14 protein-coding genes are annotated in these 13,208 nt (G+C 44.9%); 9 read left to right on the forward strand and 5 right to left on the reverse strand.

The genetic code is table 11. From position 1 onward, the window contains the following. The first annotated feature begins 8 nt into the window (after positions 1–8). The 3 genes from pstB to WA381_RS11130 all read left to right on the forward strand — a co-directional run bounded on the left by pstB (position 9) and on the right by WA381_RS11130 (position 3,294). A complete protein-coding gene (gene pstB, locus WA381_RS11120; protein ID WP_014975758.1) occupies positions 9–815 on the forward strand; it encodes a phosphate ABC transporter ATP-binding protein PstB in 807 nt (268 codons plus the stop codon). 150 nt (positions 816–965) lie between these two features. Next, on the forward strand, positions 966–1,682 hold the full coding sequence (gene phoU / locus WA381_RS11125) for a phosphate signaling complex protein PhoU (RefSeq protein WP_014948403.1): 717 nt from the start codon (positions 966–968) through the stop codon (positions 1,680–1,682). A gap of 340 nt (positions 1,683–2,022) precedes the next feature. Further along, positions 2,023–3,294, forward strand: coding sequence for an inorganic phosphate transporter (locus WA381_RS11130; protein ID WP_039224609.1), 1,272 nt, complete (start codon positions 2,023–2,025; stop codon positions 3,292–3,294). Between the two features lie 96 nt (positions 3,295–3,390). Here the strand turns inward: WA381_RS11130 and WA381_RS11135 are convergent, their stop codons facing one another. Beyond that, positions 3,391–4,368, reverse strand: coding sequence for a universal stress protein (locus WA381_RS11135; RefSeq protein WP_014975760.1), 978 nt, complete (start codon positions 4,366–4,368; stop codon positions 3,391–3,393). A 334-nt stretch (positions 4,369–4,702) separates the two neighbouring features. On the opposite strand from WA381_RS11135, the gene WA381_RS11140 reads away from it, so the two are divergent. From WA381_RS11140 to WA381_RS11155, 4 genes are all read left to right on the forward strand, one after another. Further along, on the forward strand, positions 4,703–5,611 hold the full coding sequence (locus WA381_RS11140) for a hydrogen peroxide-inducible genes activator (protein WP_156085981.1): 909 nt from the start codon (positions 4,703–4,705) through the stop codon (positions 5,609–5,611). A 257-nt stretch (positions 5,612–5,868) separates the two neighbouring features. Next, positions 5,869–6,399: an RNA polymerase sigma factor gene (locus WA381_RS11145; RefSeq protein WP_156085982.1), complete on the forward strand. Its 531-nt coding sequence runs from the start codon at positions 5,869–5,871 to the stop codon at positions 6,397–6,399. Continuing rightward, complete coding sequence (locus WA381_RS11150; RefSeq protein ID WP_156085983.1) at positions 6,399–7,157, forward strand: hypothetical protein; 759 nt, start codon at positions 6,399–6,401, stop codon at positions 7,155–7,157. The genes WA381_RS11145 and WA381_RS11150 overlap by 1 nt, the downstream gene beginning before the upstream one ends. A gap of 17 nt (positions 7,158–7,174) precedes the next feature. After that, positions 7,175–8,116, forward strand: a complete 942-nt coding sequence (locus WA381_RS11155; protein WP_014978448.1) for a hypothetical protein — start codon at positions 7,175–7,177, stop codon at positions 8,114–8,116. Between the two features lie 100 nt (positions 8,117–8,216). Here WA381_RS11155 and WA381_RS11160 read toward each other — a convergent pair whose 3' ends face one another. The 3 genes from WA381_RS11160 to WA381_RS11170 all read right to left on the reverse strand — a co-directional run bounded on the left by WA381_RS11160 (position 8,217) and on the right by WA381_RS11170 (position 10,255). Further along, positions 8,217–8,744 (reverse strand): hypothetical protein, encoded by a 528-nt coding sequence (locus WA381_RS11160; protein WP_061484801.1) that lies wholly within the window; start codon positions 8,742–8,744, stop codon positions 8,217–8,219. 46 nt (positions 8,745–8,790) lie between these two features. Beyond that, complete coding sequence (trhA, locus tag WA381_RS11165) at positions 8,791–9,465, reverse strand: PAQR family membrane homeostasis protein TrhA (protein ID WP_014948411.1); 675 nt, start codon at positions 9,463–9,465, stop codon at positions 8,791–8,793. A 337-nt stretch (positions 9,466–9,802) separates the two neighbouring features. Then, positions 9,803–10,255 carry a MarR family winged helix-turn-helix transcriptional regulator gene (locus WA381_RS11170; RefSeq protein WP_039230769.1) on the reverse strand — a complete coding sequence of 151 codons (453 nt, stop codon included), beginning with the start codon at positions 10,253–10,255 and terminating at the stop codon, positions 9,803–9,805. Between the two features lie 139 nt (positions 10,256–10,394). Between WA381_RS11170 and WA381_RS11175 the strand changes: the two genes are divergently transcribed. After that, a complete protein-coding gene (locus WA381_RS11175) occupies positions 10,395–10,823 on the forward strand; it encodes an organic hydroperoxide resistance protein (protein ID WP_014948414.1) in 429 nt (142 codons plus the stop codon). 220 nt (positions 10,824–11,043) lie between these two features. Next, positions 11,044–12,990 (forward strand): M1 family metallopeptidase, encoded by a 1,947-nt coding sequence (locus tag WA381_RS11180; protein ID WP_156085984.1) that lies wholly within the window; start codon positions 11,044–11,046, stop codon positions 12,988–12,990. A gap of 13 nt (positions 12,991–13,003) precedes the next feature. Here WA381_RS11180 and WA381_RS11185 read toward each other — a convergent pair. After that, on the reverse strand, positions 13,004–13,208 hold a 205-nt coding region (locus WA381_RS11185; protein WP_336152526.1), incomplete at its 5' end, for a hypothetical protein.

Raw genomic sequence — 13,208 nt, forward strand, 5'->3', positions numbered from 1 at the left:
TTTGTAACATGTTGAAGTTGTTTGAACACAATACGCTGAACGTTAACGACATTGGTGAAGAACAAACTGCGGTAGAGGTTAAAAAACTCAACCTGTGGTTTGGCAATAAGCATGTGTTAAATGACATCAGCATGCGGATCCCAAAAAACAAAATCACAGCGTTAATTGGTCAAAGTGGTTGCGGTAAATCTACACTCATTAGCTGTTTCAATCGCCTTAACGATTTGTATGACGGTTGCAAATACGATGGTGAAATTATTATTGATGGGCAAAACATCAATAGCCGCAAAGTAAATGTGTCACGCCTAAGAACGAACGTGGGCATGGTTTTTCAGCGACCCAACCCCTTTCCTATGAGCATTTATGAGAACGTGTGCTACGGGCTTAAGCTTCAAGGCGTTAAAATTCGTCGACACTTAGACGACGCGGTGGAAAGCGCACTGAAACAGGCGGCGCTGTGGGACGAGGTTAAAGATCGTTTATTTGAATCCGCTCATGTTTTATCTGGCGGTCAGCAGCAGCGTTTGGTGATTGCAAGAGCACTAGCGTTGAAGCCTGACATTCTACTTCTTGATGAACCCACCTCGGCCCTTGACCCTCTGACCACGCTTTTTATCGAAGAACTGATGGATGCATTAAAGAAACAATGCACCATTATTATCGTGACGCACAACATGCAGCAAGCGGCTAGGGTAAGCGACTACACCGCCTTTTTCCATCAGGGCAGGCTGATAGAATATGCAGACAGCGATACGCTGTTTACTATGCCAGAGAAGAAGCAAACCGAAGACTACATAACGGGGCGATATGGATAACGTAGCAGTAGGTGTGTGTTCTAACATGGGTTTGCGCCGTAATGCTTCAATTTGGCAAGATGTCGCGGTTTGTCACGATAGTTCTGCCACAGGTAGCGGCACGATTGATTGTCGTTATTCGTTATGCTTACGCCGCGAGGAGAAAACACCATGCGACAGGTAGCCTTAAACACGCATATTTCGGGTACGTTTAATATCGAGTTGGAAAACTTGCGTAACTCGGTATTAACCATGGGGGGCGAAGTTGAACAGCAGCTGGTGGATACGTTAAAAGCGGTAAAGCACAATCATGCCGCTCTGGCTGAAAAAGTGGTGTTGAACGACTTAAAAATTAACTCCATGGAAATTCAAATTGACGAAGAGTGCTTGCGCATTATTGCAAAACGTCATCCTACCGCCAGCGATCTGCGTTTAATTATGACCATTTCCAAAGCCATTACCGATATAGAGCGAATGGGCGATGAAATCGAGCGTATTGCCAAACTAGTAACGCGCAATAAGTTGCCGAGCTCAGATACCATTAAGAGCAGCATGTTACTTATTGGGGAGCGCGTGGCCGCCATGATGCGCGGCACATTCGACGCTTTTGCTCGTCAGGATGAGGCTGCGGCGTTAGAAGTGTATGACCAAGACAACCGCATTGACAGTGAGTACAAACGGCTGCTGTCGTATACCACCTCCGAAATGCAGAAAAGCACTGACGACATGCAGGATTGGCTGGATGTGTTGTGGGCAATGCGCTCGTTAGAGCGAATTGGTGATAGATGTAAAAACGTGTGTGAATATGTGGTTTATCTCACTCGCGGTACTGATGTTAGACATACACCGCTGGAAAATATGCAGCAAAAGCTGGAAGATTTGACGTAAACCTGTCCAAATGGTCAGTGTTATTTTGCGTAGTAATATTCAAATATGAAAGTTCGTGAAATTTATTTGTCATAAAACTGAAATATTTGGTGGATTTATCATCGCATTCAAATAATTCCGCATACTTTTATCGTTTTTCAGTGATTTTCGCTATGGCTTCTAACATGATTACGTTATCATGCGCCGCAGCCAAGAACAGATCGTGCAAAATTTAATCGAACCTTATGATAAAACACAATTTGTCTTTAACTTCATTCTCTAGCCTTTGTGGTGAAGAGATCATGCTACTTACTCAAGTAGCGTCCAGCCTAAATCGCGTTTAGATCGGGAGCGATTATCCGTGGAATTTTTTGAAAGTTATGGCCTAATTCTTATAATCCTTGCCGCCGGCGTTGGTTTCGTCATGGCATGGGGTATTGGAGCGAATGACGTTGCCAACGCAATGGGTACGTCAGTAGGTTCTAAAGCTTTAACCATAAAACAAGCCATTATCATTGCAATGATATTTGAGTTTGCTGGCGCCTACCTAGCAGGTGGCGAAGTAACGTCTACCATTCGAAAAGGGATTATCGACTCAACCTATTTTATAGACATACCTGAATACCTTGTATTAGGCATGATCTCATCACTACTTGCAGCTGGAATCTGGCTTGCGGTAGCGTCATGGTTGGGGTGGCCTGTATCTACCACTCACTCAATTATCGGTGCAATCATCGGTTTTACTGCCACTGGCGTCAGCATGGACGCAGTAGCATGGGACAAAGTGGGTGGTATTGTTGGTAGTTGGGTAGTAACCCCAGCTATTTCAGGCATCATTGCTTATCTTATTTTCATGAGCGCGCACAAGCTCATCTTCCAAACTGCCTCTCCGTTTGCAAATGCTAAGCGTTATGTGCCGTTCTATATGGCATTAGCGGGCTTTGTGATGTCGCTTGTTACTATCAAGAAAGGCCTTAAGCACGTTGGTTTAGAGCTAAGCGCTGTTAACGGATATGTGCTGGCGATTGCTATTGCCGTAGCGTTGGGCTTCTTGGGTAAATGGTTTATCGGCCGTATGAAGTTCAGCGGTTCTGAAGATGCAGACCTACAGGCGGCTAACGTTGAGAAAGTATTCGCACTTCTAATGGTAGTAACAGCCTGTTGTATGGCGTTTGCCCACGGTTCAAATGATGTAGCTAACGCTATTGGACCATTGGCTGCGGTAGTTAGCGTAGTAAGTAGTGGCGGCGAAATTAACTCTAGCACTACGCTTGCACCTTGGATCCTTCCTCTTGGTGGTTTAGGTATTGTTGCGGGTCTTGCGCTATTTGGACATCGCGTTATCAAGACCATTGGTCAAGGTATTACACACTTAACACCAAGCCGCGGTTTTGCAGCAGAACTCGCTGCAGCGTGTACGGTAGTTATCGCATCAGGTACGGGTTTACCTATTTCGACTACCCAAACGCTTGTAGGAGCGGTACTAGGTGTAGGTCTGGCGCGTGGTGTATCAGCGCTTAACCTAGGCATTGTGAGAAATATCGTCGTATCGTGGATTGTTACGTTGCCTGCAGGCGCAATCCTCTCGATTATTTTCTTCTACATTCTTAAAGCGTCGTTTGGCGTAGCGTAAAACACAGCGCTTACAAACGTTCGTATTAAGCGAAAAGAATTAAAAAAGGCCGTGCTTGAAGTGAAGCACGGCCTTTTTGTTTGTTGAGTTAATAACCTAATCAATAGAGATAGGCGTTTCGAAGCCACGGGGTTTAACACCCACAACGGCACACTTAAGCTGATGGATAGTTTCTTCTGCGGTGTCGCCCATGATGTAGCCAGGCACACCTAAACGTGCCACTGTGCCCATAACAATAATGTCGGTATCAAGGGATGTGGTTGTGGCTGCAATTTCTCTTCGAGGGTAACCGTGAACAATGTGCTTCTGAGGTTTCAAATACTCTAATACATTGTCATCCAATTCATTGCCTAGTTCTTCAAGCAATTTGTCTAGTTCCGATTCACGCTCGGCATGGATTTTTGCAAGATCGGTTTCCATTCTGTCGTTATCAACCGATATAAACCCGTCTCTTGCTATGTTTTCAGGAACCGCATCGAAAACGTGGACAATGTGCAGCTGTGCAAATTCTAGCAAGGCTATTTGGCTTGCGTGACGCAAAATGTCGCGATTAAGATCGCGCCTAATAGACACTTCATGCTGAGGATAGTGATAGTTCAAATCCAGTGCTGCAACTACGTTTTTGTACTGACTGCGAGGCTTGTGGTTAATGATCCAAACCGGGCAAGGGCATTTGCGGAATAAACGCATATCTAAGCTTCCGAATAACTTATCTAGAAAGCTCTCTTCTGCCCGTTTAATTACTAGATCGATATTGTTCTTTTTTACATAACGCACAACGTCAATAAGCGGCTGACCTACCGTTACCGCGGTAGACACAGGATAGTGTTTTCCCCAGCTTTCCGCTTGTTCTTTTAACCAATGCTGGGCTTGGGTTTCCATGGTTTGCTGAGAATCAACATAAGAGAAAGACTCCATGACCATACTGGCGTTGGGCGGCAAAGATTCTAGCGAAAGCATAATGGTAAGCGAGGCTTGGTGCGCTTTGGCGATATGGAGTGCTTGGGCTACCGTATCATCTTGACGATGAGAGTCGCTTAATACACATAAAATGTTCTTATAATGTCCTTTCATACTGCCCTCAATAGTTAATCGCTCTATTGACTGAATGATACAAGAGCGGGTCTTACTTCGCTGTAAAAATATGTTGCGTATAACGCTTTAATTTAATCCTAACGCTACTTATTGGGGCTTTCCAGCGGGAAATGTCAAATTCTCAAAAGCTTCTTATAGATTGCACAATAAACAGAATTATCTACCTCTTTTTTAGGATGTTGTATATGTACAGCTGTGAATAATAGAAGATCGCTCTCGTTAACCATGGGTATCAACCCTAGGCGCTATTTAATCTTTATGTTAGATTAATCCAATATTTTTTAATCCCTTTTTAAATAATTGTGAGATGCCCATGAAATGGCCTAATCTTAAGCACCTGCACTATTTGGTGACGCTACATCAAGAGCAACATTTTCACCGTGCTGCACAGCGCTGTAACGTAAGTCAGTCAACATTGAGTACGGCCATTCAGAACCTTGAAGAGCACTTCGGAAGCCAACTTCTTGAGCGTGAACATAAAACCTTTGTGTTTACATCGTTGGGACTAGATATCGTTGAACGCAGTAAAGTGCTACTTCAGGAAGCGGGAGAGCTGGTTGAGTATGCGCAAAACGCAGGCAATTGGCAGCGAGGCACCTTAAAATTAGGTGTTATTCCAACCATTGCGCCGTTTCTTTTTGAAGGAATGATGGGAGCGTTTTCTGCATTTTTACCCGAGATCAACTTGGAAATGCAGGAAGACACGACGGAGAAGTTGCTACAGCAATTGACCGACGGCAGATTAGACTTACTTATTCTAGCGTTGCCAATGGAAACACCAGGGTGTAAACAGATGGTCTTAGGGCATGACCCGTTCCATCTTATTGCGCACAAAGATATTGCTGAGCAACTACCTAATCCTGTCGACATTTCAACCTTGCCGAAAAAGAGTATTTTCTTACTACAGCAAGAGCACTGTATGACCGGGCATGCGGTAAGTGCGTGCAATCTTCAGCACAGCGACCAAATTAGCAGCGTAGCGGCTAGCAGCTTGTATACCTTGGTGCAATTAGCGAATAGCAAAATGGGCTACACCTTTTTACCTGAACTTGCGATAAACCAGTCTATTCTTGAGCACACAGGTCTTAAGAGCTTCCCCGCTGAAGAGCAGGGATTTCGTGAGATTGGCTTAGTATGGCGTTCAGGCACGACGCGTATGCAGCTGTTTCGTCGTATTGGTGAAATTATCTCGCCACTGCTGCCTATTCCCACGTTAAAATAAGCTTGGCGCTGAGCGCGCTACCTTTCATATTTAGCTAAAGCGGTTGAGCCTGTAGGTTCAGCCGCTTTTTTATTGCTGACATCAATTATTGTCTTGTGCACCAACCCCAAAGAAGTTCTTCATCTATCGCTTAAAGCACAGTTTCATTGGCGTTATTCCCTAAATGACAATTTATTTATCAATTAAACAAACTTTTTTGCAAAGCCTATCGACTTAATGGTTAAGTAAAAAAACAGAGCGTAAAAACGGGGAACGGCGTGTTTAATAAACGAGATGAAAAACTCGTGGAACAGGCATTAAAGGGTAATAAAAAAGCGTGGTTTACGCTTATATCTCGCTACGAAACCGCTATGTATCAATACGGTATTCGAATGACAGGGAATAGCCATGATGCAGCAGATTTAATGCAGGAGATTTTTATCTCTGTGTTTCGCAGTCTTGCCTGTTTTAAAGGTGAGGGCAGTTTTAAAAGTTGGCTCTATCGCATTGCCCACTGCCGCTGTGTTGAGCTGTATCGCAAGCGAAAGCCGCATTCAGACATTGACGACATACAGGCGCCGCCTTGCGGTGCACCATGCCCAGAAATGCAGCTTTATAGCGACCGAGAGAGTAGAGCGTTAACGCAGGCTATGCAGACTTTACCTTTAGGCCAAAAAGCTGTGGTGGAATTGAAATTCTTCGGCCACTTCACGTTCGAAGAAATTGCACAGCAAATGGATATCTCAGTAAATACCGCTAAGTCGCGACTTTACGCTGCCTTAGCAAAATTGAAGTTGGAGTTGGAATAATGACCTTATATGACAAAGAAGCCTTATTCTCAGCTTATCTGGACAACTCGCTTGATAGCGAGCAAGAAAAGCAGTTTAACGCGTTGTGCGAAGCAGATGCTGAATTTGCGCAGGCGGTAGAAAATAGCGCCCGTTTGAACAGCGCAAGAGCAAGCTTCGTTGCTCCGGCACTTCCCCAGTGGGACAAAGAACAGACCTTTTTTAAGAAAGATGAACCACGTTCGCTGTCGTCTTGGTTTAGCTTGCCAGCGTGTGCCATGGCCATGTCGGCCTGTGCGCTGTTAGCCGTACTCACAGGCGCAAAGCTGTCGTATAGCGATAACGGTATAGCGCTTACGTTTTCAAACAAAAGCGCCAACACAGTGGATGAAATGGTTGAGCAGCGCGTTACGCAGGAAGTTGCTAAAGCTTTAGGTGAGCAACGTGATTTCTATCAACAAGCAAACCAAACACTATTCAAAGAATACGCTCAGGCGCTATCTACACAGCAGCAACAAAGCAGTGCAGAGCTTACTAAGTACTTATTAGCGTCGAGTAGAGAAGAGCGCAAACACGACTTTGCCGAGCTTATTAAATTTATCAACGAGCAGCGTATTGACGATCAAAGATTCTATGCACGCCAATTTACGCGTCTACAGGATGAAATTGATGACATTGAAATAGGGTACAGCGCGGTAAGTTTACCTAACAGGCGTTCTGAAGTGCCATTAACCATGCCGTATGAAACAAACAATCCACAGTCGTCGCTAGATGATTAATGTAATTAGGTGAAATTATGAAACGTTTATTAACTGCTTTACTACTTTGCTCTGCTGCTGGTGGTCTTGCGAACGCACAAAGTGCGCAAAAATATGACACGCTATCGAATGAATTAGAAATAATGTCTGGGGTACTCAAAACGTCCTTACGACAAAATGCCGCAACTGATTCTTGGAGAGTGAGTCAAATTGAAACCAGCTATCTTGCTGGGCAGGGGGCGGTATTTACTTTTTCAGTAAGAGGCCAAAGCGGTAACTGGGTACGAGAGATAGAAACGCTGGTAGAAGGATTAGTTGCCACCGTACCACCTGCACCGCCTGCACCACCAGTTCCGTCTGCAAATTCGTTTAGTGATGTTGATGACATTGTGTTTGAAGCAGCCAGAGAGTGGGAAGCTTACGCAGAAGAAACCAGCCATCGTTTTTCTCAGGCGTTTGCTGACAACAATAGTCGCTTACGCGACTTGCGCAACATGCAGCGTGAACTTGCCTGGGAAGCAAGAGAAGTAGAGCGTGAACTGCGAGATATTACCTTTGAATTGCGTCACGCTGACGAGGCGCGAAAAAAAGAATTACTCGCGCAAAAAGAGCAGTCTGGAGAGCAGCTTAAGCAATTAGAAGCGAAAGAAAAAAGCATGAAGGATGAGCTTAAAGCAATTGAAAAAGAGCAGACTAAACAAATGGAGGCGCGTAAAGCGCAGCAGCAGCAAGCTTACAAAACGTTTCTGGCCGGTTTTGAGTCGGGCATGAGCGAGACCTTATGCAGATTTGGGTCAGGCTTACGCGGTCTGCCGGAAAATGAACATATCAGCATGGTGCTGAAAGATTTTGAGATGGACGAGAGCCGCGAGCGCAAAGACCGAATTTATGTATTTACTCGTGCTGATATAGTGCGCTGTGTTCAAGAAAAAATAGACGCGAATAAACTTCTCACCAACGCTAATATTTATCAGTTTTAAATAAATAAGCTCGGCGCACTTATGAACGCTTTGCTTTGTTAAAATAGCACGCGTGCCTTCGTTAATGAACGTTGATAACGAAGGCGCGCTTTTTATTGGCCTACATTTTAGGTGCAATATGCCCTAATTCTGCTGCCCAAGTGAGTTCGGATCTCTTAAGGTTATTTGCCGCACTAGCGCCAAAGCTGTGCAGCGCATTGTAAGCGCTATTAGATGGAACACGGCAATAGTGGCAAAGTGCATAGAACAAAAGGCTACAGCGGTGCTGTGAGCCATCGCAATGTAAGTATATCTTCGCTCCTTCGGTCAACATTTGAGATAGTTCATGAAGGTATTGGTGAAGGTGTACGTCTTCGGTGGGGGACTCTGACGACGGGTGTAAAAAAGGAACCCAAAGCCACTCTAACCCAGCTGCTATTGAACGATCACGAATAACCGGTGCGTTCTCTTCACTGGTTTGTACCGTTGCAATATGGGTAACACCCAGTGACTTAAGGCGTTCAAAGTCACTTTCAACGGGCTTTTTACCCAAGCATATTTGTCCTGCGTGTAGTGAAAACCACGCAATACCTGGTGTCAACGTAGTGCTGTTTTCCTTTTTCTCGGCGTCTTGCTTGTTTGTTAGCATAAGTTTTTACATGGTTTTGGCATAGCAGCTTAATTTGGGCCTTTTGTTAAACGACAAAATAATAAATTGAAAAGTAGTGGCAGCTACATCCGCCAATCACGAACATGTGCCAAATTGCATGGGTGTACTTTACCTTTTTTGCCACGTAAAAGCACACGCCTACACTGAAACACAGCCCGCCTGCTACCAATAACCATAGGCCAGCACCGGGAAGGGCGACATAAAGAGGGTAGATAAGACCCAGTGCAATCCATCCCATCAGCAAATAAGTCATCACGGATACCTTTGGGAAACGGTGCTGCGCGACGAGCTTAAACGCCACGCCGCCAATTGCCAAGCTCCAGATAATTGCGGTCATAGTAATACCCAACACGCCACCAATCGAAACCAGTAGCAATGGTGTGTAAGTACCTGCTATCAATAAGTATATTGCGCTGTGGTCAAATAGCTTAAGCCATCCCTTTGCCTTTTGATGGGAAATGGCGTGATAAAGGGTTGAGCTTAAAAACACCAGAATGAGTGTAGAGCCATAAATAGCTGCAGTGGTTAACGCGAGCGTATCTTCCGCTCGATACAACATAAATACTAAACCCACGATAGCAGCAATAAAGCCAACCCCATGACTAATACTGTTCAGCCACTCTTCCAGTACAGAGTAGGCTTTTGCAGGAATGCTTTTTGATTGCGGCACAGCCTGTGTCTGAATCTGTTCTTGGATCATCACAGCTCCTGTTTTTTTATTTCTAAGAATAATGGGTAGTAAATGCCCTTAAAGCCTCTTGTCGCACTTTCTCGATAAGACATGCGATCATTTCAGCGACTAGCGCTTTCAATTGATGCGCGCAGTTCAGCATTTTCCCTACTACGTCCATTAGGACAATTATAGCGCACACTTGTTCGCTCAATGCGAAAATAATAACAGAAAACGTCAAAAATCTGATGACAATCAGATTACAAAAAGAGGTTAAAATACCAATACGCATAGATAATTGCCCACTCACAAGGCGCTGGCAAGTTTCCTAGCAAAGCGTGGGAATGTAGGGCTGAGTGGTGATTATCTATCCGGACTGGTTTAAATCTGCATTCTCGAAACAGCCGCCTAATTTGTCTAGTAGGACTTTTAACGTACGGCTTTCATCTGCAGTCATGCCATTGAGCTTGCAGAGCATTTGCGCAGGCACGTCTTCTGCTATGGCTTTCTTCTTCTTGCCCGTTTCAGTGAGTTGAACGCGCTTAACGCGTTTGTCGGCTTTATCTTTAGTGACAACTAAGAAGCCTTTGTCTTGTAGCTTTTTAAGAATCAGCGACATAGCACCACCGTCTATGGCCGTTCTCTCTAAAAGCTCGGCAATAGTAATGTCGTCATCTTCCCAAAGCGCCATTAAAGTCACATATTGAGGATAGGTGATATCCAGCGCTTTAAGAAGGGGGCGGTAAGCACGAGTGAATGCATTCGACAGCGTATAAAAACGGTGGCAAAGCTGATTTTCCAACTTCAATAATTCTGACATGACGCTTAACCCTTATCGATACGGCTTTTTCTTAATAATAATATTTTGCATACAAAGCACTTGATCTGCAAGTTGGTTTGGTGATAATTTATTTTGCATGCAAAGTAGTTGTTTAAATAAACCTATGAGGAGAGTAACTATGCATAAACTTCAACAAGTCGTTTATACCGGAAGTGCAACAGCAACAGGTGGTCGTGAAGGAACAGCGAAATCAAGTGATGGTAAGCTAGACCTTAAACTCTCTACACCTAAAGAATTGGGCGGTGCAGGTGGAGAAGGGACGAACCCTGAACAAATGTTCGCAGCGGGCTATTCGGCGTGCTTTATCGGTGCACTTAAGCATGTGGCTGCATCGCAAAAAATTAAGCTGGCCGATGACATTAGTGTAACTGGCAACGTTGCAATTGGACCTATTGAACAAGGCTTTGCTATTGCAGTAAAACTGACGGTAGATTTGGGCGATATGGACAAAGCACAAGCGCAAGGCTTGGTGGAAACTGCGCATCAAGTATGCCCATACTCAAATGCGACCCGCGGTAACATTGAAGTAGATATTAGCCTTGCTTAATTAAACGGCAAACGAGTCAGCGGTTAACGCAGATAGTTAATGCCCTTGTCGGATAGCTACGTCTTCGTCAGATGGCGTAGCTATCCTGCACTTATTCACGTTAACCCTTACTGCTTTTCGAAATATAGCGCAGTTACAACGCAGCTCTTCGAATTAGAGTCGCCAGTCATATAACAGATTGATACACTGAGATCGTATCAATCATCCTTTAGGAAGTTATATGAAAAAATACGGATTACTGGCTACATTCGTATGCGCGCCTGTTTTGTTCGCATGCAGCGACAACAGCAATGTAGACGCAGCCAAGACAGACAAAGAGCAAGCCGTCAGCGTACGCTCGACTTCAGACACTGAAGCACAAAATGTTGCAGTAGCAAGCCAAGCTGACGCGGCTATTGCCTCTGGGGTAGATTATCACTCCTTCGCGAACCCCAATGAGATTCGGGTGACCCATCTCAGCCTAAACTTAACTGCAAACTTTGAGACCAAGCAGCTTGTTGGCGACGTAACGCTTGATGTAAAGCGTGAAAAGCCCGACAACAACACATTGGTGTTAGATACGCGAGCATTAGACATTCAAAGTGTTACCGTAGACGGTGAAAGTGTTCCTTTTGAAATGGGAGAGGTTGACCCTGATTTAGGTACACCTCTTACTATTACGTTACCTAGTTCCGCAAACGCAGTAACGGTTGCGTATTCAACCTCACCTGAAGCGTCTGGCGTACAATGGTTAACGCCAGCGCAAACTGCAGGTAAAAAGCACCCGTTCCTGTTTACCCAAGCGCAAGCGGTTCACGCGCGAAGCTTCATTCCGCTTCAAGACTCACCGCAAGTACGCGTAACCTATGACGCGACCATTAAGACACCTGAAGCGCTGTTGGCGGTGATGAGTGCGTCAAACGATCCTACCACCGAGCGCGATGGTGAATATGAGTTCACCATGCCGCAGCCTATCCCTTCGTATCTTATTGCGTTGGCTATAGGTGATTTAGAATTTAAAGCCATGGGTGAGCGTACCGGTGTGTATGCTGAGCCTGCGTTACTTGAAAGTGCAGCGAAAGAATTTGAAGACACTGAGGCGATGTTAGAAGTAACAGAAGAAACCTATGGACCTTACCAGTGGGACCGTTACGATCTATTAATTCTACCGCCGTCATTCCCGTTTGGTGGTATGGAAAACCCTCGTTTGTCGTTTATCACCCCAACGGTCATTGCTGGTGATAAAAGCTTGGTTTCATTGATTGCTCATGAACTGGCGCACAGCTGGTCTGGGAATACAGTAACAAATGCAACATGGCGTGATCTGTGGTTAAACGAGGGCTTCACAACCTACTTAACTTACCGAATTATGGAAATGATCTACGGTCACGATCGTTTCAAAAAAGAAGCGGTGCTCGGTTATCAAGACCTGGAGAATGATGTTGCTGCATTAGAGGAAAATGATGAGATCCTGGCTATTGACCTTCGTGGTCGCAATCCGGACGATGTTTTCTCAAATATTCCCTATGAAAAAGGCGCACTTTTCTTACGTGAAATTGAACAAAAGATTGGCCGAGAAAACTTTGATGCTTTCTTAATGCAGTACTTTAAAGACTTTGCTTTTAAGAGCATTACTACCGACACGTTTATTGCTTATTTAGATGATACCTTGTTAAAGCAGTATCCAGATAAGCTAGACGCGGAGCGCATCCAAACGTGGATTTTTGAACCAGGCATTCCCGAGGGAGCGCCACAGCCAGAATCTGATGCGTTCACTAAAATCGATGACACACGAAGCGCTTGGCTTTCTGGCGACGTGAAAGCGGCGGATATTGAAACCGCGCAGTGGACTGTACACGAGTGGCTATATTTTCTAAACAACATGCCCGAATCGCTAAGCAGCGCAAAGCTGGCTGAGCTAGATTCAGCGTTTTCACTCACCTCGACTAAAAACAACGAAATTGCTCATAGCTGGTTGATGATCGCAGTAGAGAATAACTATCAGCCTGCCTATGATCGTTTGTATAGCTACTTGGTGTCGATAGGGCGCAATAAGCTTGTTAGGCCCCTTTATCGCGAGCTATCAAAAACACCTGAAGGCAAGGCGTTTGCTAAACGCGCATTTGAAGAAGCGAAACCGGGCTATCACCCACTTACAGTGAAAGCTAATGAAGGCTATGTGAACTAAGACTTTATTAGACTCATGCGAACCGGTCTCGATAAGAAGACCTTCGTTTTTGTGATAACGACAGTAAAGGTCTACGTTTGTAGGTTTCCGTTACTTGGCTAAAAAATAAAAGCAGCTCAATTGAGCTGCTTTTTTTGTGTCGTGCGCCGGGCATGGCGCGTAGTGCGAAAGCACTGTCCGACTCATTGTGGTGGTGAGTCGATGACTTGGAGGTGAAA

This window comes from Alteromonas sp. CH_MED4-4 (assembly GCF_037029575.1).
In the GTDB taxonomy this organism is placed as follows: domain Bacteria; phylum Pseudomonadota; class Gammaproteobacteria; order Enterobacterales; family Alteromonadaceae; genus Alteromonas; species Alteromonas macleodii.